Genomic DNA, 25,595 nt, shown 5'->3' with positions numbered 1-25,595 from the left:
TCATGTGGGAATAGGAGTGAGCGGATGACAAAAACGATATCTGAGCCGGCGCGGGAGGTCCCCGTCTACGACGAATGCGATATTCTCGTTGTCGGCGCCGGTCCGGCCGGTGTGACGGCCGCCGTGGCGACGGCAAAAAACAAGGGCGGCAAAATCATCCTGATGGAACGTTATGCCACGCTCGGCGGCATGGCCACCGGCGGCCAGGTGCTGGCCATCCCATTTTTAAGCGACGGGCCGGAGCTGCTCGTCTCAGGGATCATGGACGAATGGGTCAGCCGCCTCCGCGCCAAGCCGGACGCCGTTTTCGGTCCGGAGCTCTCTGAGCTCGGCTCGACGGATGAAAAGGTTTTAATTAAATACCGGCACCACGGACTGTTCGGCTTGGACAGAATCCGCTACGGCGTCAACGTCGATCCGGAAATGCTCAAAATCGTCTTAAACGACCTGGTGCGCGATTACGGCATCCGCGTCTGCTGCGGCTGCTGGGGCGCGCAGGCCGTGACAGAGGACGGCGCGGTCGCCGGCGTGATCTTCGAGAGCAAGGAGGGCAGAAAAGCGATTCTCGCCAGGGTCGTTATCGACTGCACGGGAGACGGCGACATTTTCGCCTCCGCCGGCGCCGAGTTTGAGTTTTCCACGTTCTCCACCGCCCGCACCGGCAACACGGCCCTCGTCTTCCGCGTGGCCGGCGCCGACTATGACGTTTACGCCGGCGCGCTCCGGGAAATCGTCTCAAATCCCCATGCCCAGGGCGGCGCCTTCAAGGATCTGCAGGAGAAGCTCGGCTTTCAGATGTACCCCTTCTCCGGCCACCGGCGCGACGTTATGTGGATCAACAACTGGATTCCAAGAAGCTGCATGACGATAGAAGGGCTGACGGGCACTGCCTTCACCATGACGAATTCCATCGAAACGATCATCGATCATCTGCGCAATAATTTTCCCGGTATGGAGAACGCGTATCTTTACGACATCGCCTCCCAGATCGGCACCCGGGGCAGCCGCCGCCTGAAGGGCGTTTCCCGGCTGACCATGGACAACATCGCCCGCAGGACAGGGCGGGACGATCTCGTCGCCGTCATACCGACGCTGGGCGGCACGGAGGAATACCCGAGGATCGAGATGCCGTACGGCGTGCTCGTGCCGGAAAAAGCCGACGGCCTTTTGGCCGCGGGCCGCTGCTTCTCCTCGGAGGAGACGGCCAATGAGGCCGCCAGCTGGATACCACACTGCGTGGCGCTGGGCGAGGTGGCGGGCACGGCCGCGGCCCGGGCGCTGGACGAGAACGTACAGCCGCGCGGCGTCAATGTTAAGAAGCTGCGGCAAACACTGAAATCACAGGGAGTCTATCTCTACGATTAAATACATACTCAGCTTAAGGCGGAAAGGAAAATGCGTTATGAGCGAAAAACTGCACGATCTGCTTGACCCGAGAGGACATCAAAACCGAGAGGTCATCAAGCTCGCCCCGCGCGTCACCCTGGAAGAGCTTCAGAAAGGGAAAATTGCATTTTACAATAACACGAAGCTCGATTTCTGTAATTACATCGCCGTTTTTGACCGCATCAAGGAGCGCTTTCAAGCGCTCGGCATCACCAATTTCGTCGATTTCTACGAGACCGTCCGCGGAAAGAATACCGAAAAGCTGTACGCCTACGCCGAAATGGTGGCGAAGGAAAAGCCGACGGCCGCCGTCGTGGCTTTCGGCGATATGGGGACCTCCGCCGCCACCACGATCGTTACCATCGCTTTGGAGAAGCTGGGCATCCCCACCGTCTATATGACGGCACCTCCGGGCTCCGGCATCACGGAAGGCGTGGGCGCTTACCGCGCCGGCAACCTCTGCCTGTGCTCGGTGGACGTCTACCAGGCCAGCACCTATGAGGAGATCACCGCCCAGGTGGATCTGAAATGGGACTACATCATGAACTCCCTCACGGCCACAGGTGAAAAGCTGAAGGAAACGGCGGCCATCCCCTTCAAAATGGACGTGGTTCCGCCCGCTCAAAACGGCCTGCTGCCCATCATCGACAAGATCAAGGTGGACCCGGAAAAGCTCTTGGAGCCCGGCGCATATATGGAGGAGATCAACGACTTCTTCAACGACGAGCACATTTCGGACGGCCTGCCGATCATCCCGCCCACAAAGGCCCGTTACAAGAAGATGTTCGAGTACTGCCCTTTCCCGGAGGATATGATCCTCTGCGAGGAGGTCGGCCCCACGGGACAGAACATCACGGTGAAGGATATTGCCATTGCCGCCGTCATGGCCGGCTGCAAGCCCAACGCGATGCCCGTTTTGATCGCCGCCTTCAAGGCGCTCAACAACCCGAAGTATAACCTGATCCAATCCGTCACCACGTCGCATCCCGGCGGCAATCTCGTCCTCGTCAGCGGGCCGATTGCCCAGGAAATCGGCATTTCAGGAAAGCAAGGCTGCATGGGCCCCGGTTATCCCGCCAACGCCACCATCGGCCGCGCGGTGAACCTGGTCATCCTGAACGTCTGCAGGGCTTTCCCGGGCTTCATCGACCTGGACTGCCTGGCCTCCCAGGCCGAGTTCACTTACTGCTTTGCCGAGGAGCCGTCCCTTGCCCAGTGGAACATGATCAACGAGGACCGCTTTGACGCCGGGACGACGACCGTCTACGTCCTCAAGGCCGAGCCGCAGCACGACATCATCGACTTTTTGAGCCTCAACGGCCATGACCTTTTAGACACCATTACCGACTGCTGCACGACGCTGGGCTCCAACAACGCCTACATCCCCGGGCCCCTGATCGTCTGCCTCACGCCGGACCACGGCATGATGCTCAAGAAGGACGGCTACACCAAGGAGATGATCCAGGAGCATATCCATACTTACGCCTACCATCAGACGCCGATGGTCAACGGCCGCGGACTGGTGCCCGTGCGCCCGGCCAGCTTCAAGAACAAGCACCCGATGCCCGTCACCAGAAGCCCGAAGGACGTGGAGGTTATCACCATCGGCGGCCGCGGCGGCCACTCCGCCGTTATCCTGCCCTGGGCGCTCCACAGCGAGGGCATCGTCGAGACGCTCCGCCTGCCGGACGGCACGGTAGCCAAGTCCGTTAACGACTTCGAGGTCAAGAAATAAAAACAAAATGCACAATCCTTCGCCCCATCGGGGCGAGGGACTGCGCGGGACTTTAATTAAAAAATTTCGCAATCACGAAAAGGAGAATGAACATGGTCAGAGATTATAAATATGACGTGATCGTCTGCGGTGGCGGAACCTCCGGCGTTTCCGCGGCTATCGCCGCCGCCAGAGGCGGCGCGAAGACACTCCTCATAGAGCGCCTCGGCGCGCTGGGCGGACAGATGAACGTCTTCGGCCCTCCGGGTTTTTCCTACGCCTACCTTTACAACGAGGCCGGCGAGCGCGTGATCGACGGCTTTATCGGCGAGACCCATGAGCGGCTTTTGAAGGAAAACCACGCCCGGCCCACGGATATGAACGCGTATCGCTCCGGCTCAGACTATATCTTTTCGTTCGTCGACCCCGAATGGTGGGGCCTTCTGATCTACGAGATGATGACAGAAAATAACGTGAATCTTCTCCTGCACTCCCTGGTCGTCGACGTTATCAAAGATGGCAGCGGCATCCACGGTGTCGTCGTTGAAAACGCCGCCGGCCGGCAGTACTTTGAGGCCAAGGTCGTCATCGAGTGCACCGGCGAGGGCGACATCGCGGTGCGGGCCGGCTGCGAATACGAGCTCCTGCCCCGCGAGGAAAACGAGCCCCACACAGTCTGCTTCACGCTGGACGGCATCAACTGGGACGAGACCCTGGCCTATATCAAGGCGCATCCCGACCAGATCCTGCCCCGGGGCGACATGGACCGGACGCCGGAGGAGCGCTATGAGCTCATCCGCAATGTTAAGGATATCGCGGAGCTCGGCGACATGCTCGGCTTCTTCGACATCATGAACGAGGCCATCAAAAACGGCGACTGGCATCCGTATGCCGGCATGGGCTTTTTCATCGGCCCCAAGCCGGACGGCAACCACCTGCAGGCCCACTGCCAGCACTCTGCCCAGGTGCCGAATCTCTGGAGCTGCGATCCGTGGGATTTGACCTACGGCGAGGTTGAAAATCGCCGGCAGATCAAGATTGCCGTCAACGCTTTCCGGAAATATATGCCCGGCTTCCAGAATGCCTATCTGACGAAAATGGGCATTGAGATGCGCCTCCGCGACGGCCGCCGCATCATGGGCGACTATGTCCTGGGCTGGGACGACGTGGCGGAGGGCCGCCGTCATTTCGACTGCATCGGCAAGAGCACCTTCTCCGCCGGCGCCGTCCACGTGGCGGACAACCGCACCATCGCCGCCTCGGCAAAGGGCACTGTGAAGCCGCCCAATAAAGGCACCTACGACCTGCCCTACAGGATGCTCGTCCCGAGAAAGATCGAAAATCTGCTCATCGCCGGCAAACACGTCTCTGCCGAGCGCTGCGCGTACCAGCGATTCCTGCAGGAGACGATGGTCTCCGGCCAGGCCGCCGGCGCCGCCGCCGCCCTGTGTGTCAAGCACGGCGTTACCCCGCGGCAGCTTGAGGCCGAAAACTATATCAAAGAGCTCCAGGACGTCCTGCGCAGCCAGCGCGTCATCCTCGACGGCGTCCGCTGAAGCTGCCGCCGAATACTGCAAAAGCCGCCATGGTCACATGGCGGCTTTTGACAGATGCTGCGGTATCGTCTGCTTATACGGGGAGAGGAGGAGGCATCCGCCATGTACAACGTCAATTTCAAGCATCTGGAGGCGTTTCTTACGGTGGCCGAACGCCTAAACGTCTCTGCGGCGGCCGGCGCCATGAGAACGTCGCAGTCGTCCCTGAGCAAGATGATACAGCGCCTGGAGGACGGCCTCGGCCTCACGCTTTTCGTGCGCACCAACAGAGGCCTCGCGATGACGCGGGAGGGCGAGTTTCTCTATACGAAGCTGAAACCAACCTATAATAATATCTGCAAGAATATTCAGGTTGCCCGGGAGATGAAAAAATCCACGCTGCTGCGCATCGGCTATCCCAGCACCTACGATGCCAGCGAGGATTACGACAAGCTGAAAAAACACATCGACGGCTTTTCTTCGCGGCACCCGGAGATCGAGCTGGATGAGATTTTGTTTGATTTTATGGAGTTGAAGCAGGCCCTCGTTTTCGGCGATATCGACGTTGCCCTTATCCATGATTTTCAGTTGCGGGACGCGTCGCACCTGTCCATGAAAAAGGTCTGCAGAGTCCGGATGTGCCTGGCAATGTCGGCAAAGCACCCTCTCGCGGCGTATGATGATTTCCGGGATATCGATAAACAGGCGTTTGAAGACGAGCTTTTTTATATGCTGGTGCTGGACGATGAGGTCAAGGATAAGGAGAGCATTGCGGTCGTGCTGGACCGATACGGTATTCACCCGAAGGACGTACTGTTTACGCTCAACTTCCAGTCGCTGATGCGCACCATGCGGCAGGGGCGGGGCATGTGCGTCTGCGGATACTTCCCAAATGCTCCCGGCCGGGAGGAAATCAAATTCCTCGAGCTGCCGCCCATGGCGGGCGACCCATATCTGACGGTTGCCTGGCGGACGAACGACATCACAAAGGAGGCGCAGGATTTCATCGATATGCTCCCCGACGACCCGGAGGAGATGACGGTTTTCAGATGCCGCGAAGTTAAGTAGAGGATCATGGACATAAACGTAGGGCGCGGCTTCCCAGACGCGCCTTTTTTAAGTACGCGGTTAATCGATGTACCCCGCCGCTTTCAGCAGCGACGTTGCCTTCTCGTGATTTTTCTCGCTGATCATCACGAGGGGGCCGGTGCAGCCCATGCCGCTTTCGGCGTAGATATTGTTTTTCCACAGGACGCGGACAGCGTCCTCGATATCCATGACCTCGATGCCGGTGATGCTGGCGGGGACCGGCTCTGCGGCGGGTTTTGCGACGTCTTCCTCCGCTGCCTGGGCCGGTTTGTTTTTCTTCGCTTCTAATATTTTGCTCAGCCCGGCCTGTTCCGCCGATGCCAGCTCAGCCCGGAAGACATCCCGCCACCTGCCCCGGATCAGGTCGGCGGCGTAGGCGAGGGTATTGGCGATGACCGGCGCGCCGGAGGCGCGGGAGACGATCAGCACCAGCCGGCCGCCGCTGCCGATGCCCGGCCCGTAGCCGCTGCCGACAGTTTCAAAGCTCCCGCCGGAGGTAAAGGCGGAGAGCATTTTCATCAGGACGTTGCCGGTCAGCGGATCGCACACCAGAACGTCCGGCGTACCCAGCAGCACGTCGTTGCCGCGTAGTACCGCCCCGCCGTCCGAGCGGACGGACTCGGCGAATGTGACCGCGTAGCCGCCGGACTGGAGCTGCCGGAGCGCGGCCTCCGTCTGGCGCGCCCCGTCAATGTTGAGAATACCGACGGATGGCGCTTCGATACCGCAGGCCTTGGCGGCCACAATGCCGTACAGGGCGTTTTTCACCATGCCCTGGACCCTGTCGGCGCTGGACGTGCCGGTCGTTGTGGCGATGAACATCTCCCGGCCTGTGGCCGGAGCTGCCGCCCGCCCCACAGTGGAAACGCCGATGGGGAAGGGGTAGTGCATCGTCACAGCGCCGTCGATATCGCCGGCGTCTAAAAGCTGTTCCATTTTGCTGCGGCAGTCCTCCTCTGTCTCCGCGTAAACCGCGGCGACGCCGGGGTCGCTCAGCGTCCCGATATACATGACGTCCAGGCCGCGCCGTGCCGCCAAAACAGCGCCCGCCAGCACGTTCTTCTCGCCGTGCTCGCTGCCGAGCCCTGTGACGGCGACCTTCGGCTTTGGCCCGTATGTGCCGCTTTCCAGGGCGTCCGCCAGCTCCAGAAAGGCCCGCCCTACCGTTTGTTTCAGAGTATCCATAATTTATTCCTCGCTGAGCATCGACTGGGCGAAGCCCCGGAGCGCCTCGGCGATGAGCTTTTTGACCGCGCCCTCGTCCAATGCCGCCTGGGCCACGCCGCTGTTTTTCTGGACGACGAAGGAAACCCCGTCGAAGAGATTTGTCATACGGCCCAGGAAGAGGCTCCCCTTGCCGATGACCATGGCGTTTTTGATTTTCCCGGAAATAATATCTTCCCGCGCAAAGCCGAGATATGGCACACCCGAGGGGATATGCCCCTGCGTGGGCGCCCAGCCCATAAGGCCATGCTCTTTAACGAAGCTGTCCAGATCCTTCGGCGTGATCTCGCCGCGTTTGGCGGCCAAGGCGCCGATCATTTTATAGTTGGACAGCGGCACGTCTCCGGCGCCGGCCGGCTTTGTGATATCCGGGTTCTGCAGCTCGGGGGCGAATTTGTCGATGTCGAGGATTTTCATGCCGCTTTTCTCCAGCGGCTCCGTGACGAGAGAGGAGATGACCGCCTGGGGAGATGAGCCGGTACCCACCGTGTGGCGGCCGACGATATCCAGATTGATCTCCGGGCTCACACCGTCGTCGGCGGAAATGATCACTGTAAACCCACCGAGCATATCCTCCAGCACAGGCAGCCCCTTTTTTATATGGTCCTTGCCGTTCATACCCAGCTTGGCGGTGCAGCCGCCGGCGGTGACGGCGACGGCGGTGTAGACGCCGGCGGTGACCAGTGCCGCCGCCTCAACGATGGCGTGGGCCGGCCCCGCGCAGAAGCCGCGGCAGTCGGAGCCGGTGGCCCGCGTTAAACCGGCGATCTCGGCGGCCGATTTGGCCAGGCTCCCGCCGCCGCGCTGGTTCATATCGCCGCACGCCTCCTCGGCGCAGTCGATAACGTATTCAATCTCCGCCTTGCCGATGCCCGTGTTTTTAACGGCGTGCAGGAGCGCCAGCACGGAGGACGCCTTGGAGACGATGTTTTCCAGCATCACATGGGCCGACAGGTTTACGTCGATGTCATGGGCGCGCTTCATGCAGCCCACGAGCTTGCCGAGGTGAAGGAGACCCTCGGCGTGCTCCTCGTCCACGAGCCTTTTGATTTCTTCCGCCGGGGTGCCTGTCGGAATACGCGCCAGAATGTCCTCTGAAACCACGGGATCTGACGCCAGCGCTGGCTTGACGGCGGCGACGAAGCCGGCCTCAAGCTTAATAAGGTCGAACACGTCGCAGGCCTGCATAAGGAGGAGAAATTCCTCCTGCGGCATGATCTCGCCGAATTTGCCGTGCCGGCTCGTTACCGGGCACGCTTTGTCATGCCAGGGGGAGGGGACGGCCTCAAATTCACCGGGGGTGACGTTTCCGATATAAACCTGGTTCGGGTAATATTCCAGGACCTTTTCATAGCTTCTGATATGGCCGGGCAATTCCGCCAGATAGGGGCTGTCGGGGTTAACGGTGCGCTCCGTGGTCTGCGTCGTCCCGCTTGTCAGCACCATGTCCGGCGTATGTACAAGAATATACCCGGCGCCCTTGATGACGCTCTTCAGTTTCAACACGCCCTTTAATATATATTATAATGTATAAATTTATTGTAAGGAAAAGCGGCTGCGCACAGCGAAGCCGCTCAACCCTCATGTTACGTCCTAGGAGCAGAACTTGCAGTACTGGTCGCGGATGGTCGTCATCTCTTTCACGATATCCGGAACGTCGATGACCATTTCCATCATGCTGACCTGCTCTTCGTAAACGGCACTGTCAAATTCTGATTTGATTTCAGGCTCGCACACATGGTACACCTGGAGTCCCAACGAGACCCCTGTCAATGGCCCGGCAAAGGTCGGATCGCCCGCGGTGACTGTTTCTGCAGCCAACCCCGAGGCCTCGCCCTCTGATGCGCCGAGAAGAACGACAATGTTTTCAGGCCCGTATTTGTCCGAAAATTCCTTGACGCGCTTCTGGTTTTCCAGATCCATTGCACCCGCGGCGGTTCAGACGAAGCATTCCGTCGAGGAAAATACGACTTCCGCGCCCGCGGTTTTGACGCATTCTTCAATTGCCTGTCCGGGAATTCCGTCACGGTCGCCGATAATCACGACTTTCTTTCCATTGAGTATGGCCAAGCTTTATTCCTCCCTTCCTAAGAGTTATATAGAAAGCCGGAGAGCATCCCGGCAGGATGCCCTGCGGCGCTTCTATTATAGATATTTAGCGATCATGGCCTCGACATTTTCCGGCGTGGCGTCGTCCTTGACGAGCTCCTGGACCTTTGCGCCGTTTTCGTAGATGGCGATGACAGGGAGTCCCAGAATACTCTGGCCGATGGCCAGGCGCCGCGCCTTTGTCGTGTTGAGCGCCGTGAATTTCAGCTTGTCGCCGTATTTCTCGGCCAGCTCATGGACCCGGGGCTTGAGGGCCTCGCAGGGAACACAGCCGTCGCCGTAAAAATCGACGAGCACCTTGCCCTCGGCCTTGAGCACTTCGTCTTCAAATGTCTCTTTTGTCAGCTCTATCATGTATTTGTCCTCCGTTCGTTATTCAAGCCCGGAAATATACCGCTCCGCCTGCATGGCGGCGATCGCGCCGTCCGCCGTCGCCGTGACGACCTGGCGGAGGCTCTTTACGCGGATGTCGCCGGCGGCGAAAACGCCGGGAATTCCGGTGTGCATATCCTCGTCTGTCCTGATGTAGCCGCTCTCCAGCGGCAAAAGGCCCTGGAACAGCTCGGAATTGGGGACATAGCCGAGAAATCCGAACAGCCCGAACATGCCGTCGTCCTCGTCGGCCTGAAATTCCGTGACGACGCCTGTTCGCGTGTCCTTCACCTTCATGGAGGACATGACGCCGTCCCCGTCCACCGAAACGATGACGCTGTTCCATAAAAAGTGGATTTTGTCGTTTTTAAACGCCTTTTCCTGGATCGACTTTGCCGCCCGGAGCGCGTCCCGACGGTGGACGATCGTGACCTTCCGGGCAAACTTCGTGAGGTAAAGCGCTTCCTCCACGGCGGAGTCGCCGCCGCCGGCCACGAAGACCTCCATGCCCTCAAAAAAGGCGGCGTCGCAGGTGGCGCAGAAGGAGATGCCCTTGCCGATGAATCTGCCCTCGTTCTCGCACCCGATGGGACGCGGGTGCGCACCGGTGGCGATGATGACGGCGCGCGCCTCAAAGGTGCCCTTTGCGCACGCGACCTTTTTGATCCCGCCCTCCAGGCTGACGCTTTTGACCACGTCGGCCAGGCGCTCGGCGCCGAAGCTTTTAGCTTGGCCGGCCATCCTGGCCACCAGAGACTTGCCGGATTCGTGCTCCGGCAGGGAACCGGGGTAATTCTCGATTTCGTCGGTGATCGCGATCTGCCCGCCGTCCTGCGCCCTTTCGATGATCAATGTTTTAAGGCGGCTGCGCCCGGCGTAGAGTCCGGCAGACAGCCCCGCGGGGCCCGCGCCGATGATAATGACGTCATAAACCATGTTTTTTTCCAAAGCCCTCTCTTCATCTTACATGGGATGGATATCTACGGCTGGGTCAGACGGGTGAGCGCCTTTTTCAGCATCTGCACGCGCTCAAGCTTCTCCTGCTCGGGCGGGACGTCCGGATTGCCGAAGGGATACTTGATGCTCTTGGATTCCATCAGCCTGTTGACGCCGATGGATTCGGCCACGGGCGTCATGTTGCACCACTGGACGATGGGAATCCCCGCTTTTTCAAATTCTCTTGTGATCACTGCACCGCAGCGTGTGGACGTGCCTCAGGTGGAGGTCAGAATGGCCGCGTCAATACTGTGGCTTCTGACGTAGTCGATCATTCCTTTCGCGATACTGACGCTGCTGGTGACGGGGGTGGTAAGGCCGGAGGTGGACAAAAACGCCTCATGCATTTTTACAAAGCCCTCGCCTGACAGGATGCGCAGCGCGTCCAGGGGTACAAGGCGATTCGGGTCCTGCAGGACAAAGGAGGTGTCGAAGCCGCCGTGGACGCAGGTGTATTCCTCCTTTGTCAGCGTATCTTTTCCCTCGACGGAATAGACGAAGAAGGTGGTGGAGTTGCCCGTCCGCATCCCGTCGGGATTGCCCTGGGGACAAAGCGCGCCGTCCGTGATGAGGGCCACCGTGGCCGCGGAGAGGTCCTTGATTGGGGCCGGCGCGTCGACCTTTTCCTCCGTCGGCATCGGGATTTCTGTTTTAAAGGGGCGGCCGTGGAGTTTATCGAGGAGCATATCCACCGCGCGTTTGGACGCCATGTCCTCGTGCTTTTTCAGGACCATCCAGCCGCGCTCGTAAAAGCCCTCCTTTTCCGGGTCGCGCTCCAGCGTTCCGTCGTGGAGCTTGTAAGCGAACTGTGCCATTTTCCGGGTCTCGTCCGCCATCTTGCGGGCGTTGTCGCCGGCCTTGAGAATAAAAATGTCGGTCGCGTATATCTCCTTGCCGGGGTTCTCGGCGTACATGGCGGTGACGGCGGGAATAGCGAGCTTTTTTTTCACCGCCGCGCAGATGGAGCCGCACGCCACGCCGTAGCGCCCCGCGTTGAACGCGGGACCGGCAAAGAACATATCCGGGTTATACCCTCTGATGATTTCAACGATCTCGTCCGTCACCTTTTCAAGCTGCTCGGCGATATAGTTATCGCCGCAGATGATCGTCGCGACGATCTCGGCACGTTCTCCCAAGGCCGCCTGAAGGCTGAGCCCGGGACCGACCGGCTTGGTTTCCGTCCGGATGCCTGTGCTGGCGGCGTCCTCGCCGCCCAGCTGCCCGAAAAACTGGTTGATATAGTGAACAACGCGCAGTTTTTCCGCCAAGATGCATCTACCTCCTTATTGTTTGGTTACACGCCATGTCAGAATTTTAAGCTGCCGAACCGCGTCCAGCCCATCTGGCTCTCGCAGCCCTGCATCGACCTGTTGTTGATAGTCACGGGGCCGGCCAGAGTTCCGTCCTTCGTGGGCATGAGCGTCGGAATGTGGCCGATCGCGGTATCGGCCGCGGGGAGGTCCACCATATCGAAGCAGCCGGTAGAGACGATGGCGTCGGCATATTTCGATTTGAAAAGCAGCTGACCGCGGGCGTCGTTATTCGGCGAGAGGAACTCGGCGAGAATCAGCGTCGTCCTGACGCCGAATTCACCCTCCAGCACGTCGGTGGCGAAGCCGACGTCCACCTGCGGGTGACCGCCGCCCTCTTTTGTGATAATGCAGCCGTCCGCGCGCAGCTGATTGTGTATCATGGCGGCCGCCATCGTCGCGTTGCGCTGCTTCCACTCCACCGTGTGGTGGATGTTGCTCAGGACAACGCCCGCGAAGTTCAGGTCGACCCCGTGCCGGCGGTAGAGCTCCAGAATGATGGGGTGGTTCTGCCAGACATACGTGGGGTCGGCGTTGGAGGAGTTGTCGTAATCCTTGTTCGTCACGGCTCCGTCGAGGATCTCGTTGGGGTGGATGATGACCGGCATCGCCGCCGCCATGCTCTCGCCGTAGAGCGTCATCTCCACGAACGGCGCGTGGCAGAACACGTCGGCCAGGTATGCCACGCGTGGCAGACCGTCAAGGCCTTCGCGCTCCAGGGTGAATTCCTCGGTGTCATCCGGCGCGCAGTCTTTGGCGATGGCCGCCACATGCTTTGCCAGCTTCTTCGAGGCCTTGTGCAGCGCCGTCAGATAGTCCTCTCTGGGGACGCCTTCCGCAGGGAAAGCGTCAATGACAATGTGAAAATATTTGGCGAAATCCGTATGCGCCGCGCCGAGCTCGGTCATTTCAACAAGGGAGGGCAGCTGAATTTTGACCTCCGCAGTTTCGGAGATCACCACGTTCCGAAGCATGAGGCTGGTGCCGCGTCCGGCTGTTTTCATCCGGCCGACGACGCCGGGGAAGGTGGCGTCCTCATCCTCCAGCTTCAGCGTGGGCTGTACGATGTCGCCCATGTTTAAAATACGGCACCTGGTGCCGGGGGCGGCGACAAAAAGCTCCACCGTTGAAAACGCCTTATCGCCGGCGACCGCTTCCAGCTCTTCCTTCGAGATATGCAGCGTGTGGCCGTCAATAAACGAGCGGCTGTCAAAAACGACACCGTCGATATCAACGTACAATCGCTTGAGCTTCATAATCCGAGGCCTCCTTTCGTGGCAGTAATATTCTAAGAAAATGATACCTTGCGTGCTTTTAAAATGCAACAGACCCGGCGATGACATTTAAGCAGATTGATATTCCGCAGATGGCATAGCGAAAATCGCGCCAAGCCGTTGTATCGAAAGAAAATAACAGCAGCCCCGCGAGGCCGCGAGACTGCTGTAAAATGGGAAACCGGACGAGGGTGTCCATAAAAGAAACCGCCTTTTGAGGGCGGTTTTTTATGGCGGAGGCATGTGGGAATCGAACCCACCGAGGCGGCTACTAACCGCCCACATCGGTTTTGAAGACCGTGGGGCACACCAGCTACCCATCTACCTCCATGCGATTCTTCAACAGATAATACCACACCGGGCCGGCATGCGCAATTCCTAATTTTCGCGCCGGTATGCAAAATGCGTCGGGTCTCATCTCACAGCGCGCCGAAGCCCCGGAAAATCGTGCGGATATCGCCGGCCTTTTTCGTCACCCTGGCGCTGTCCAGATAGTCCAGCATGGCGAGAGCATATTTGCGCGAGGTGCCGAGCAGATCCCGGTACTGCGGCATCGTCAGCTCGGCGTTTGTTTTGAAATGCGCCTCGGCGGAGGCGCGGGCCTTTTCAAACGTGTCTCTGTGCCAGTAAATCTGTGGCGTCAGCATGACAAGTTCCCCGGAGGAGAGGAGGCTTTCGGTGACCTGACGGACGTCGTTTTTATCGCCCGGCCCAAAGAGGCCTGGAATCTCTTCCGGCGGCGGCGACTCGTAGCCGGCGGCTCTGTAGACATCCAGTATCTTTTCCCGGATGGCGCGCTGGCGTTTTGTCAGCCGCACCTCAAAAGCAGCCAGCGATACCCGGCCGTTTTCGAAGCGGATGGAGCCTTCCCGGCACAGCTCATTCATCACCGCGTTGGCAACGGCGGTTTCTTCCTTGCCTAAAAGCTTCTGACGCAGCTCCGCCACCCGGAGCCCCGCGTGCAGCGGATGCTCCTTGTGATACGACGCCAGCAGCGTCCGGCATGATTCCGACAGCGCGTCGAGAACAGCGTCGGCGATCAGCTTCCCGGGCAGCAGCTCGATGAGCCGCCCGGCACCGGTGAGCGGTTCCAGCTCGAGGCGAAACTCCTCCTCGGTCATATCCAGCGCCCGCCGCAGCGCGTCCGACGGCACGGTACGGCCTTCTTTTACGGCCGCCTGATAGATGTGCTGGTCCGTACTGCCGCTCTCGCGGATTTTCAGAGCGTCCAGCGCGTCGGGGTCGCTGCGCTTCCGCTTGGGCGGGTCGGGGTCCAGTATCACGCCGCCGCCGATGGTTTCCAGCGGGGAGAGAAAGCGCACCACGAACCGGTCGCCGGTCTTGGAGGGCAGGAGCTCCGTCAGCCGCAGCTGCGCGTAGCAGCTCTGTCCCGGCAAAAGCTCGTCCCTGTCCAGCAGCACCGCCTTGGCCAAAAGAACGCGTGTCCCGTGATACAGGTGCAGCTGAGAGGCATTTTTGATCGTGCGTTTTGATTCGGGCAAGACCTGCAGCTTGACGTCCAGCATTGCGGCAGTCCGCACAGTATCACGCTTTGCCACCACGTTGCCCTTTTCGATATCGCTTTTTTTGATGCCCGAGAGGTTTAAAGCCACCCGCTGTCCGGCGCCTGCCGAATGCACCGATCTGCCGTGCACCTGGATGTTGCGCACCGTGGCGGGCAGGCGGGCGGGCAGTACCTCGGCTGCGTCGCCGACGTTCACCACACCCTCGATGAGCGTTCCCGTCACCACGGCGCCGAAGCCCTCCATGGAGAAAATCCTGTCCACCGGCAGCCGAAAGGGGATGCGCACGTTCTTTTCCGAAACCCCGTCAATGAGCCGGCGCAGCTCCTGCCGGAGCGTATCCAGATTCGCGCCTGAATAAGCGGAGACGGGGACGATGGGCTGCCCCTCAAGAAAGCTGCCGCTGACGAGCTCTTCCACGTCCGCCGTCACCATGTCAAGCCACTCCTGCTCGACCAGATCGGATTTTGTGATTGCCACGAGGCCGCTTTTGACGCCGAGGATGGAGAGAATGCCCAGGTGCTCCGCCGTCTGGGGCATGATCCCCTCGTCGGCCGCGACGATCAGCATGGCCAGATCGATCCCGCCCGCACCGGCCAGCATGTTGCGGATAAACCTTTCGTGCCCCGGCACGTCGACGATGCCGGCCCGGGTACCGTCGTCAAAGTCGAGATACGCAAAGCCCAGCTCGATGGTGATGCCGCGCCGCTTCTCCTCCGCCAGCCTGTCGGTGTCGATACCCGTCAGCGCCATGATGAGCGCCGTTTTGCCGTGGTCGACGTGACCGGCGGTGCCGATGATGACGTTTTTCATTTGAAGGCCTCGCTGACGGCCGCGGCCGTTTTGCCGATATCTTTTTCAAATATCGTGCGGACGTCCAGCAGGTAGCGCTCCTTCACGATCCGCCCGAGCACCGGCGTCTCGCCCAGCCGCAGCCGCCGGTCCAGCGCCGCCGCGCCTCCGTCGCCCGGCGTCACCGAAACGGCGTAAGAGGGGAGCTCGCTTCCCGGCACGGAGCCGCTGCCCGTCGTCGAGAAAACCTGCGTGACCTCCGCTTCAATACCGTTGTCCGCTAAGAGTTTGTACAAGCGCTCCGCTTTTTCCCGGAGTACTTCAGGCGCTGCCGAGAGCATTATGAGCACCGGCAGCTCAAGCTCGGCGCGATCGGGGTCGCTGTAGGCCCGCAGCGTCTCCTCCAGCGCCGCCACCGTCATCTTGTCCACGCGGAGAGCCCGGTACAGAGGGTGCTTTTTCATCAGCTTTAAGTATTTCGTTTTCCCCAGAATGATCCCGGCCTGGGGGCCGCCCAGCAGCTTGTCGCCGCTGAAGGACACAATATCGGCACCTGCCGCCAGGCTGTCGGCGGCGAAAGGCTCGCCGGTCAGTCCGTATTTTTCCATCCGTACCAGCGCTCCGCTGCCGATGTCCTCGATGACCGGCAGGCCGCGGGAGCGCCCCAGCGCGGCAAGGCTCTCGATAGACACGGCTTCCGTAAAGCCGACGACCCTGAAATTGCTGGTGTGCACCTTCATCAGCGTGCGTGTGTTCTCGTTGACGGCGGCCTCATAATCGCTCAGGCGCGTCTTGTTTGTCGTGCCGACCTCGCGCAGCCGGCAATCGCACTGCTCCATGATTTCCGGCACCCGGAACGATCCGCCGATCTCCACCAGCTCGCCCCGGGAGACGACGACCTCGCCGCCGGCGGCGACCGCCGAGAGAATGAGCAGCACGGCGGCGGCGTTGTTGTTGACGACGAGCGCCGCCTCCGCGCCGGTGAGCTTTTTGAGCCATGTCTCCAGTGCCGCCGTTCGGGAGCCCCGCTCGCCGGCCTCCAGGTCGTATTCCAGCGAGGAAAAGCTGCCGGCGGCGCGTACCGCCGCTCCGGCGGCATTTTCAGACAGGCAGGCCCGGCCCAGATTGGAGTGCAGGATGACGCCCGTGCCGTTGATGACAGGCCGGACACCGGCAAAATACGATGCCCGCGCCTCTTCGAGGGCCGCGCGGCAGATGGCCTCATCGTCCCCGATATCCGCGATCTCGCCGGCGAGAATGCACCGGCGCAGCGTTTCCAGGACGCCGCGGACGGCGTCAAGGACAACGGTTCTCGGCAGCTCGGATACGGCGAGGACAGGAGAATGCATCAGTTTGTCCACGTTCGGGATACGCCGGAGCAGCTTTTCTGTATCGTTCACGGTGGAGGTCTCCTTTCCGGTGACGTGTGAGATTATGTCCATATTTAGACATAGCCCCGGGCCGCTTGTCAAGCCGGGTTTGTCTCCTGCGCCTCCGGAGCGCCCGCGTAAGCGCCGCAGACGTAATTCACAAACAGGTTCAGCTTGGGCGACAGGATGGCGTCCTTTCGGTACACAAAATAGAAGCTGCGCCGGAGCTCAACGTCCTTCGGCCGCACGACTGAGACAAGACCGCTGGTGATATAATCCCGTGCGGCGATCTCCGAGACAATGGAAATGCCGAGCCCCTTTGATACGGCGTACACGACGCTTTGCATATTCGTCAGCTGCGCCACCACCTTGAGCTTGCCGGGGTCCACGCCCAGCTTCATCAAAAATTCCTCGGCGTGGTACCGCGTGGCCGACCCCTCCTCGCGCGTAATGAAATTTTCTGAATAAATCCGCTCTGACAGGGTGTCCTCGGTCAGCGGGGAGCCCGGCGGCGTAATCAGGACGATAGCCTCCGAGGTGATGAATTTATAGTCGCACTTGCCCGTCTCCGTCCTGGCGCCCACGACGCCGATCTCGCATTTTTGCCCGATAACGCTGTTTATCACGTTAAACGTGTCCGACATGGTGATGTGAAAGGAGATGTTGGGATAGGTCTTGTTAAAGTCGACGATAATCTCCGGCAGGATATACTGCGCCGGGACGGAGGAGGCATGGATTTCCAGCTCCCCCTGATAGGAGTTCGAGCGGCTCTGTATTGAAAAGACGGCCTTTTCCCGCAGGGACAGCATGTTCTTGGCGTACTCGTAAAAGAGCTTGCCGTTTCGCGTGGGCGTGACGTCCTTTGTCGTCCGCGTGAGCAGCTTAGCGCCCAGTTCCGTTTCGAGGGCGCTCACATAGACGCTGATGGAGGGCTGCGATAAAAAGAGCGCCTCGGCGGCTTTTGAAAAGCTGCTCAGCTCTACCGTTTTGACGAAGGCCTCCAGCTGCTTAAAATCCATACAGATCAGACCTCTTTATTAAAGATTTTGATAAGTACTATAGTATATATTAATATTCAATATTGCAAGTTGAATTTTCAGCCTGTATTTTAAGTCTAGAAGAGTCTGTACACGTCATTTCCTGAAAGGTGCTTTCTATGACTTTACACGATTTACCGGACCAGTTTGAAAGCTTCGGCGACGCCCGAAAGCAGGGATTTATCGCCGTCAAGGACCTGAAGGATCAGGGGAAAAAGGTCGTCGGCAATTTCTGCACGTATACGCCGGTGGAGCTGTTCCTTGCCGCCGGCGCCGTTTCGGTGGGCCTCTGTGCCTTTTCCGACGAAACGATTCCGGAAGCCGAGAAGGTCCTGCCGGGAAACATGTGTCCGCTCATCAAAGCGAGCTACGGCTTTGCCGTCACCGACAAGTGCCCCTACATGTATTTCTCGGACCTGATCGTTGGCGAGACGACCTGCGACGGCAAGAAAAAGATGTACGAGCTTTTGTCAGATTTCAAAAACGTTCACGTCATGCAGCTGCCGCAGACGCAGAAAGACGAGGCCTCCAGGGCGCTGTGGTACAGCGAGGTCCTGCGGCTCAAAGAGCGGGTTGAAGAGGAATTCGGTGTCACAATCGCCGAAGACGATATCAAAAGGGCAATCCGGCTCAAAAACGAGGAGAGAGAGCTTTTAAAGGAGTTTTATGAGCTCAGCCGGGCCGTGCCGCCGCCGATGACCGGCGCCGAGCAGCTGAAGGTCTTGTACGGTTCCCAGTTCAAGTTCGATATCGAGGAAAAAAATAAAGAGCTCCGGGAGACGATCGACAAGCTCAAAGCGGAAGCCGCCGTCGGCGCCGAGAAGGTCCCCGCGTCGTCTAAACGCATCCTGATCACCGGCTGCCCGCTGGCCGGCGTAACGGAAAAGATCGTCGCGGCCATCGAGGAGTCGGGCGGCGTTGTGGTGGGGTATGAAAACTGCATCGGCATCAAACCCAACGAGCTCCTTGTGGACGAGGAGGCCGAGCCGTACAGGGCCATCGCCGACAGATATCTGCAGATCGGCTGCAGCGTCATGACGCCCAACGACAACAGGATGGCGCTCCTGTCCCGGCTGGTGAAAGATTTCAAGGTCGACGGCGTCGTGGAGATGACGCTGCAGGCCTGTCATACATACGCCGTTGAGACGGCCGCGGTCCGGTGCCTGATGCAAAAGGGAAACGTCCCCTTCATCAGCGTCGAGACCGACTACTCCACCTCGGACGCCGCCCAACTGAAGACACGGCTCGGCGCGTTTATCGAGATGATTTCATGAAAGACGGGCGGTCGAAAAAGGTCTCTTGGTTTTTGTCGACCGTTGCCGGAAATTTTGTTGACAAAATCGCCTCGTGTATTATAGTGGCATTATTGATAAAATATCTGCCCAGGTCCGTTGCGGGACATGGCGCAAAGGAAGACCGGCACGGCGAAAAGCGGGTCGGCGCGGGCTGATTGCCCGAGGGAGCAGCGGGATCGAAAAGATGACGGCGGAATATATCATCACATTCGACAATACGAGCAGCGCGATCAAGGCGGAACAGTATCTGCTGGCGGCACGGCTGCGCGTCGGTGTCATGCCGCTGCCGTCCCAGGTCCGGGCCGGCTGCGGCATCTGCCTTCGTCTGCCCGAAGAGCAGATCGGGGCCGCCCTGGAAGTTCTGTGCGGGAACAGCATCGCCGATAACGGCGTGTATGTGCGGACAGCGGCCGGCAACACGTATGTTTACGGCGCGGTGGACGACAGGAGTGATTTATGGAACGGAAACTGAACGCGTTGCTGGAGAGCTGTACCAGCGGCGGCTGCGGGGCGAAAATCAGCCCCGGCACATTGTCGCAGCTCCTGACCGGGCTGCCGGTACTGCGGGACGATAACCTCCTGGTAGGGTATGGGTCCTCCGACGACGCCGCCGTTTACAGGCTGGACGACCGGCGGAGTCTTGTGATGACCGTCGATTTCTTCCCACCCATGGTGGACGACGCGAGGATATTTGGCAAAATCGCGGCGGCAAACGCCTTGAGCGACGTTTACGCCATGGGGGGCCGGCCGCTCACCGCGCTCAATCTCGTCTGTTTTCCGCAGGCGATGGATACGGCTGTCTTGAAGGAGATTCTCGTCGGCGGGGCGGAGAAGGTGATGGAGGCCGGCGCGGTCCTGTCGGGCGGCCACTCCATTTACGACAAGGAGCCGAAATACGGCCTGTCCGTCACGGGCATCGTGGACACGGATAAGATCATTCGCAACGACACGCCCCGGGTGTCGGATAAGCTCATATTGACAAAGCCCCTCGGCGTCGGCATCATCATGGCGGCCCTCCGCGGCGAGGCCGCCAGCATGGAAGCCGTCCGAAAAGCGACGGCCTCTATGGAGCGCCTGAATAAATACGCCGCCGAGAAAATGGCGGGGCATTCCGTCAGCGCCTGCACCGACGTGACCGGCTTCGGCCTTCTTGCCCACGCCCTCGAGATGGCGGGCGACGCGGTATCCGTTGTTGTTTACCCGGATGAGCTGCCGTATTTCGATGAGGCATACCGGTATGCAGGGGAGTATCTGCTCACCGCCGCGGGGCAGAGAAACCGCAATCATCTCGCCGGCAAAGCCGACGTGGAGCGGCTGCCGTTTGCCCTGCAGGAGCTCATGTTCGACCCCCAGACATCCGGCGGACTGCTCATCAGCGTCGCCGCCGGCGAGGCGGAGGACCTGCTGTCCGCTATCCGGGCCGACGACCCCTCGGCACAGATCATCGGGGAGATCGCTGAAAGAGATAAAGACATCATTCTGTTTCGCTGACTAAAAAAGGAGTGAAAGCAATGGAAATCATCGATATGCTGGGCAAACCGTGCCCTATTCCCGTAATCGAGGCCAAAAAAGCGCTGGCCAGGCCCGGCGCCGACAGCATCCTCGTCAAGGTGGACAATTTCGTCGCCGTGCAGAACCTCGAAAAGATGGCCAAGGGCTACGGTTACGGCTTCACCTATGCGGAGAAGTCCCCGGACGCCTTTGACGTATCCGTTTCGCTGGACGGCAAAGCGCCGCCGGTCCAGGCCACAGCCGCCGATGTGCCGCAGGATATCCAATGCGCGCCCGGGGAAGGACTTGTCGTGGCCATCGGCCGGAACACGATGGGGGAGGGGGCCGAAGAGCTTGGCAAGATCCTCATCAAGGGCTTTGTCTATTCCCTGACGGAGCTGCCCGCGCCGCCCGCCTATGTCTTTTTCTTCAATTCCGGCGCGTATCTCACCACCGAGGGCGCCAACACCATCGACGACCTCAAAAAGCTCGAGGAGAAGGGCACAAAAATCTTCACCTGCGGCACCTGCCTGAACTACTATAATCTGCAGGAAAAGCTCGCCGTCGGCGCCGTTACGAACATGTTCGGTATTACCGAAAAGCTGGCCGCCGCGGCAAATGTGATCAATATCTAAAGCATGTCCCGGCAGATAAAAAGCCCTGATTTCAAAAGAAATCGGGGCTTTTCGGCATCTGGGGAATTATTTGCTTTTTATGCTTTTTTATTTTTGTCGATCCAGTCAAGGTCGCTTTTTGCCTTGGCCCAGCCTACCTTATTGGCTTCAACAATGGCCGCTATTTCCTCAGGCGGCATTTCGGCGGGGGGCGCCCCTTCCAGAGCGGCCTGTCTCTTCATGCCCTCCGGCGTCATGTAATCGATCATGCGCTGGGTTGCCACCCGCATGATCTCCTCGCGGTCATCATTGGGGATATAGATAACGATGCCCTGCTCGATACCCTTCATGACATGCTGGCCTACCTCGCGGATATCAAGACCGAGGGCATTGTGCTTTCTGTAAGCCTCGGCTGTCTCGTTACTCTCGTAATAGCCGGAGTTCTGCAGGCGCTGAGGTCTTGTTTTAGCCGCCTCGTGGATGTTTGTGTTCATATTGCCGGGACAAAAGGCCATAACGCTGATGCCGTAGGGCTTGAGCGCCACATAATAAGTCTCCATCAGGTTGATGACGGCGGCCTTGGAACAGGAATAGGGCGCCGTGGTGGGGCCGGGGCCAAGGCCGCCCAGCGAGGCAATGGTGACGATATGTCCGCCGTGGCCGGCTTTGATCATTCGCGGCACGAACGTTACCATGCCGTTGACGATGCCGCCCAGGTTGACGCCCACGATCCAGTCATAGTCCTCGTATGTAGAGGCTTCCGCCGGGCCGAAGGCGTTGACACCCGCCGATTGGAGGAGAATCTGGGGCGGTGTGCCGTAAACGCGTTCCACCTCGTCCGCCGCGGCGATATAGGCCTTGCGGTCGGTTATGTCCAGAAGAATAGGATGGACATCCGCTTTCTTGCTCCTGAAATACTCCATCGCCTGATCCAGGTGATCCTGGCGCACGTCGGCGATGACGACCTTGCAGCCCGCCTCGGAGAAAATCTGCGCCATGCCGAAGCCCGCGCCGGAGGCGCCGCCGGTGATAAATGCAACTTTACCCTTGAAATCTGTCATGGTCTAATCTCCTTTGTTTGTTATTGGTTTCCTTTCCCTATAATAATCCAGGCCGGCCCGATAAGTCAATCTCCGGCGTCATGCGGTGCTGCTTATGACGGTAAGGATAACTTTTTTAATATAAATTCGGCTCTTTGCTTATACGTATGATCCTGCGCTGTGATAATGGCGTTTCTGCGAATTTCAGCATGGGCTTCGGGATGATTCCTGTAATATTGGACGAGCTCCAGCGTCTGCTCGGGTGAGGATGAAACCTCCAGGTCCTTGCCGGGCGTAAACAATCGTTTGATTTCATCGTTTTCTGAGGAAATAAGAAAGCCGCCGGAACCCAGTATTTCAAAGGTGCGCTTTGTTAAGGTGTGCTCGTGATTTTGCGTTACAAGATTGATATAGGTGCTGTTATAAATGCCGCATGTCTGCTCATACGGCAGATAACCTTTGAACCAGTGCTTGGGAACGTCCAGTTGATATAACGTCTTCAATAGCGTCCGATAATCGTCATCGCCGAAGAAAGCAATTTTATAATTATTTTCTATGAGCGGCTGCAGAAGAATTTTTATGGATCGATAGCGGTAATGCTCCGGATTTTGCTGAGCGAACCGCAGATAAGACTGGCCAATGATGCTGAACAGGTGATGATACGCGTCGGCACCGCTGATCGGATGATGCGACATGGGACTGTATGCGTAGTTCATCCTATCAGATGCGATATTCTGGCTTTTGAGACAATCCAGCATGTCGGGACACATCGTGAGGACAAGATCGGGCCGGGACAGGTGGATGACGTCCATTTCAATCCCTTCTCCGCTCGCAGATTTATAGAACTGGCTGGATATTCCGTCGGTATCCCAGTGGACGTATTTCATGGCGGAGGCGTTCCGGTTGCCGATAAACTGCATGACACTGTGGTTAAGCTCAAGCGGAGGGCCCAGGGTTATCAAAAGATCCGGGTTCATGCTCTCGAGCGTCTTGTCGAACTGCTCGACGGTGGCCGTGTTCAGTACCCGGGCATCACAGCCTGTTTGCAGAAAGCCCCACAGCATGTCGTTGGCGAATATTTTATGACCGTATATTAAAACCTTCATTTTCAATCCATTCCGAGCTGTAATTTGTTGTCCGTGATTATTATTATGTCCGCCGGTTTTAACTGGTGCGGGGGCATGTAACGATTTTCACGGCGATGAATAATATGAACTGGCGATATTAAAAGACGAATTACGGCAGGGGAGCTGGAATAATGTCCAAACTGAAGCTTATGACGATCGTGGGGACAAGGCCTGAAATCATCCGGCTGTCGGAGTGCATTAAAGCCTTTGATTTATGCTTTGACCATGTCTTGGTACACACCGGCCAGAACTGGGATTTCGCACTTAACGGGATATTTTTCAGCGAGCTGGGGATCAGAGCTCCTGATTACAACCTGAACTGCGCCACCGGAGACCTCGGTGAAAATATGGGACATATCATCTCGCTGTCGTATGATGTTCTGAAAAAAGAAATGCCCGATGCGCTGCTCCTGCTGGGCGATACCAATTCGACGCTTTCCGCCATCTCTGCCAAACGTCTGAAAATACCGATTTTTCATATGGAGGCCGGTAACAGGTGTTTTGATTTTAATGTGCCGGAGGAAATCAACCGCAGGATCGTCGATCATATTTCCGACATTAATCTGCCCTATACGGAGCATTCGCGCCGGTATCTGCTCGGCGAAGGATTCTCGAAAGAACGCATTTTTGTCACCGGCTCACCGATGACGGAAGTGCTTTTGCGGCAAAGGGAAAAGATTGCGGCGAGTGATATCCTGGAGCGGCTTGAACTGAAGGCGGACGGATATTTTGTCGTATCGGCCCACAGAGAAGAAAATATTGATAATGAAGCAAACTTTTTATCGCTCATGAGCGCGATCAACGCCATCGCGGAAGAATACGGAATACCCGTTATTTATTCCGTGCACCCGCGGAGTATGAAATTTATAAAGGACCGGGATTTCAAATTTCATCCCCTTGTCAGATGCTTAAGCCCCTTTGGCTTTATCGATTACTGCCGCCTTCAGATGAACGCAAGATGTGTTTTTTCCGACAGCGGAACGTTGTCCGAGGAAAGCGCCATCCTTGGATTTAAAGGCGTACTGATCAGAACCTCTACGGAGCGGCCGGAGGTCCTGGATAAGGGGACGCTGATAATAGGCGGTATAGCAAAACAGGAACTCCTGCAAGCGGCGGACCTGGCATTATCGCTGCTTCCGGCCGAGAAAGCGACGAACACTGTGGCAGACTATACGGATACAAATGTCAGCCAAAAGGTCGTAAAGCTGATCCAGAGCTACACGAAAATTATCAATCGATTTACATGGATGAAACAATGCGGCATGGAGCAGAGTTGCGCCGGAACATCTTCAAATTAAAACCGGACGTCGATCAGAGCTTCAGCAATAAAAATTGAGAAGCAGATTTCCCCTGCGCTCCCTGCAGATCACGGTGTTCACCTGTGACGCGGGGAGCGCTTGCTGCTATGTACTGTCATACATAATGGACACGAAATGAATACGAAATTTAAAGCCCGGAGGTCATGCACCTCGGCATCAGGCCTGGCATATGATGTAGCGGCGCTATTACGCCAAACTAATATGTGAATGATATCTCGGGCACACCCTTCGGATGATGTAGCTCGAATGTATGGAGGTGCAAAAAATGTCTTTTAACGACCTCATAGTAAATGGGGGTTTTGAGACCGGAGCTTTATCTCCCTGGACTGGATTGGGCGCGACGGTAACTTCCGCATTCAGTCATTCTGGCGTATTCTCCGTACAGTTGGCTGACAATACCGTGAATGCGTTTGTTGCCCAAACTGTTCCCGTCACTCCGGGCCAGGCGTATGAGTTTCTGGCTTCACTGGCTAACATCGGACCACTGCCAAGCCCGCAGGTGGGAATTGTTATCTCGTTTTATGACGCCGCTCTTAACTTCTTGTCGGCCGGACTCACTCTGGCTATTCCGACCGGCCGCCTTCCGGATGTCACGTCGGAAGATTGGCAGGAGATTTATGAGACGACTGAAGTAGCGCCTGCCGGGGCAGCCCAGGCGATTGTCTTGGTTTCTAAGCTGGCCCAGGCTGGTACTGCTGATATAGTCGTTGATGACGTATCTTTGCTGCAAGCCGTAAATGGGGGCGGCACCGGCTCGACTGGTCCAACCGGACCCACCGGACCCACAGGTCCGACCGGAGCCACCGGCCCGGCAGGCCCGACAGGCGACACTGGCCCAACTGGAGCCACCGGTCCGGCAGGTGACACTGGCCCGGCAGGAGATACTGGCCCAACCGGAGCCACCGGTCCAACCGGCGACACCGGCCCGGCAGGTGACACCGGCCCGGCAGGTGACACTGGTCCGACAGGCGACACTGG

Annotated in this window: 22 protein-coding genes and 1 tRNA gene; 10 read left to right on the top strand and 13 right to left on the bottom strand. The window is 58.4% G+C overall.

Annotated elements, in window-relative coordinates; all coding sequences use genetic code 11:
* Window positions 1–24: 24 nt before the first annotated feature.
* The 4 genes from BUB60_RS02260 (at window position 25) to BUB60_RS02245 (ending at window position 5,703) form a co-directional block, all read left to right on the top strand.
* Entirely contained in the window at window positions 25–1,365 is a 1,341-nt protein-coding gene (locus BUB60_RS02260) for an FAD-dependent oxidoreductase (RefSeq protein ID WP_073075994.1), read from the top strand.
* A 37-nt stretch (window positions 1,366–1,402) separates the two neighbouring features.
* Window positions 1,403–3,121 (top strand): UGSC family (seleno)protein, encoded by a 1,719-nt coding sequence (locus BUB60_RS02255; RefSeq protein WP_073075993.1) that lies wholly within the window; start codon window positions 1,403–1,405, stop codon window positions 3,119–3,121.
* 71 nt (window positions 3,122–3,192) lie between these two features.
* Window positions 3,193–4,656 (top strand): FAD-dependent oxidoreductase, encoded by a 1,464-nt coding sequence (locus BUB60_RS02250; protein WP_278277460.1) that lies wholly within the window; start codon window positions 3,193–3,195, stop codon window positions 4,654–4,656.
* 102 nt (window positions 4,657–4,758) lie between these two features.
* Complete coding sequence (locus BUB60_RS02245; protein WP_073075991.1) at window positions 4,759–5,703, top strand: LysR family transcriptional regulator; 945 nt, start codon at window positions 4,759–4,761, stop codon at window positions 5,701–5,703.
* 60 nt (window positions 5,704–5,763) lie between these two features.
* Here BUB60_RS02245 and grdD read toward each other — a convergent pair whose 3' ends face one another.
* The 11 genes from grdD to BUB60_RS02180 form a co-directional block, all read right to left on the bottom strand.
* A complete protein-coding gene (gene grdD / locus BUB60_RS02240; protein WP_073075990.1) occupies window positions 5,764–6,909 on the bottom strand; it encodes a glycine/sarcosine/betaine reductase complex component C subunit alpha in 1,146 nt (381 codons plus the stop codon).
* A gap of 3 nt (window positions 6,910–6,912) precedes the next feature.
* Window positions 6,913–8,454, bottom strand: coding sequence for a glycine/sarcosine/betaine reductase complex component C subunit beta (grdC, locus tag BUB60_RS02235; protein WP_341444105.1), 1,542 nt, complete (start codon window positions 8,452–8,454; stop codon window positions 6,913–6,915).
* An 87-nt stretch (window positions 8,455–8,541) separates the two neighbouring features.
* The gene (gene grdA, locus BUB60_RS02230; protein ID WP_084726175.1) at window positions 8,542–9,018 is read right to left on the bottom strand and encodes a glycine/sarcosine/betaine reductase complex selenoprotein A; all 477 of its coding nucleotides are present in this window, start codon (window positions 9,016–9,018) and stop codon (window positions 8,542–8,544) included.
* Between the two features lie 75 nt (window positions 9,019–9,093).
* Window positions 9,094–9,411, bottom strand: coding sequence for a thioredoxin TrxA (gene trxA / locus BUB60_RS02220; RefSeq protein WP_073075987.1), 318 nt, complete (start codon window positions 9,409–9,411; stop codon window positions 9,094–9,096).
* Between the two features lie 18 nt (window positions 9,412–9,429).
* A complete protein-coding gene (trxB, locus tag BUB60_RS02215) occupies window positions 9,430–10,365 on the bottom strand; it encodes a thioredoxin-disulfide reductase (RefSeq protein WP_073076260.1) in 936 nt (311 codons plus the stop codon).
* 44 nt (window positions 10,366–10,409) lie between these two features.
* Window positions 10,410–11,693, bottom strand: a complete 1,284-nt coding sequence (locus tag BUB60_RS02205; RefSeq protein ID WP_242941127.1) for a glycine/betaine/sarcosine/D-proline family reductase selenoprotein B — start codon at window positions 11,691–11,693, stop codon at window positions 10,410–10,412.
* Between the two features lie 38 nt (window positions 11,694–11,731).
* The gene (locus tag BUB60_RS02200; protein ID WP_073075984.1) at window positions 11,732–12,991 is read right to left on the bottom strand and encodes a glycine/sarcosine/betaine reductase component B subunit; all 1,260 of its coding nucleotides are present in this window, start codon (window positions 12,989–12,991) and stop codon (window positions 11,732–11,734) included.
* Between the two features lie 249 nt (window positions 12,992–13,240).
* Window positions 13,241–13,338 (bottom strand) — tRNA-Sec (locus tag BUB60_RS02195).
* A gap of 90 nt (window positions 13,339–13,428) precedes the next feature.
* Window positions 13,429–15,345 carry a selenocysteine-specific translation elongation factor gene (selB, locus tag BUB60_RS02190; RefSeq protein WP_073075983.1) on the bottom strand — a complete coding sequence of 639 codons (1,917 nt, stop codon included), beginning with the start codon at window positions 15,343–15,345 and terminating at the stop codon, window positions 13,429–13,431.
* A complete protein-coding gene (gene selA / locus BUB60_RS02185; protein WP_207650758.1) occupies window positions 15,342–16,724 on the bottom strand; it encodes an L-seryl-tRNA(Sec) selenium transferase in 1,383 nt (460 codons plus the stop codon). The genes selB and selA overlap by 4 nt, the downstream gene beginning before the upstream one ends.
* Window positions 16,725–16,792: 68 nt before the next feature.
* On the bottom strand, window positions 16,793–17,713 hold the full coding sequence (locus tag BUB60_RS02180; protein ID WP_073075981.1) for a selenium metabolism-associated LysR family transcriptional regulator: 921 nt from the start codon (window positions 17,711–17,713) through the stop codon (window positions 16,793–16,795).
* A 137-nt stretch (window positions 17,714–17,850) separates the two neighbouring features.
* On the opposite strand from BUB60_RS02180, the gene BUB60_RS02175 reads away from it, so the two are divergent.
* The 4 genes from BUB60_RS02175 to yedF all read left to right on the top strand — a co-directional run bounded on the left by BUB60_RS02175 (window position 17,851) and on the right by yedF (window position 21,152).
* The gene (locus BUB60_RS02175) at window positions 17,851–19,005 is read left to right on the top strand and encodes a double-cubane-cluster-containing anaerobic reductase (protein ID WP_073075980.1); all 1,155 of its coding nucleotides are present in this window, start codon (window positions 17,851–17,853) and stop codon (window positions 19,003–19,005) included.
* 205 nt (window positions 19,006–19,210) lie between these two features.
* A complete protein-coding gene (locus tag BUB60_RS02165) occupies window positions 19,211–19,498 on the top strand; it encodes a putative Se/S carrier protein (protein WP_073075978.1) in 288 nt (95 codons plus the stop codon).
* Window positions 19,483–20,517, top strand: a complete 1,035-nt coding sequence (gene selD / locus BUB60_RS02160; RefSeq protein ID WP_423242338.1) for a selenide, water dikinase SelD — start codon at window positions 19,483–19,485, stop codon at window positions 20,515–20,517. The genes BUB60_RS02165 and selD overlap by 16 nt, the downstream gene beginning before the upstream one ends.
* 20 nt (window positions 20,518–20,537) lie before the next feature.
* Entirely contained in the window at window positions 20,538–21,152 is a 615-nt protein-coding gene (yedF, locus tag BUB60_RS02155; protein WP_073075977.1) for a sulfurtransferase-like selenium metabolism protein YedF, read from the top strand.
* 77 nt (window positions 21,153–21,229) lie between these two features.
* On the opposite strand, the gene BUB60_RS02150 is transcribed toward yedF, so the two are convergent.
* Both BUB60_RS02150 and BUB60_RS02145 read right to left on the bottom strand, forming a co-directional pair.
* Window positions 21,230–22,192 (bottom strand): SDR family NAD(P)-dependent oxidoreductase, encoded by a 963-nt coding sequence (locus BUB60_RS02150; RefSeq protein WP_073075976.1) that lies wholly within the window; start codon window positions 22,190–22,192, stop codon window positions 21,230–21,232.
* Window positions 22,193–22,284: 92 nt separating this feature from the next.
* The gene (locus tag BUB60_RS02145; protein WP_073075975.1) at window positions 22,285–23,277 is read right to left on the bottom strand and encodes a CgeB family protein; all 993 of its coding nucleotides are present in this window, start codon (window positions 23,275–23,277) and stop codon (window positions 22,285–22,287) included.
* 152 nt (window positions 23,278–23,429) lie between these two features.
* Between BUB60_RS02145 and wecB the strand changes: the two genes are divergently transcribed.
* A complete protein-coding gene (gene wecB, locus BUB60_RS02140) occupies window positions 23,430–24,596 on the top strand; it encodes a non-hydrolyzing UDP-N-acetylglucosamine 2-epimerase (protein WP_073075974.1) in 1,167 nt (388 codons plus the stop codon).
* Between the two features lie 286 nt (window positions 24,597–24,882).
* Window positions 24,883–25,595 (top strand): NTTRR-F1 domain (locus tag BUB60_RS20540; RefSeq protein WP_242941126.1); only part of this gene is annotated, 713 nt, incomplete at its 3' end.

The sequence above is a fragment of the Sporobacter termitidis DSM 10068 genome, assembly GCF_900130065.1.
GTDB lineage: Bacteria > Bacillota > Clostridia > Oscillospirales > Oscillospiraceae > Sporobacter > Sporobacter termitidis.
Note: the sequence above shows the minus strand (reverse complement) of the source record. Positions and strands in the feature narration are given on the sequence as shown.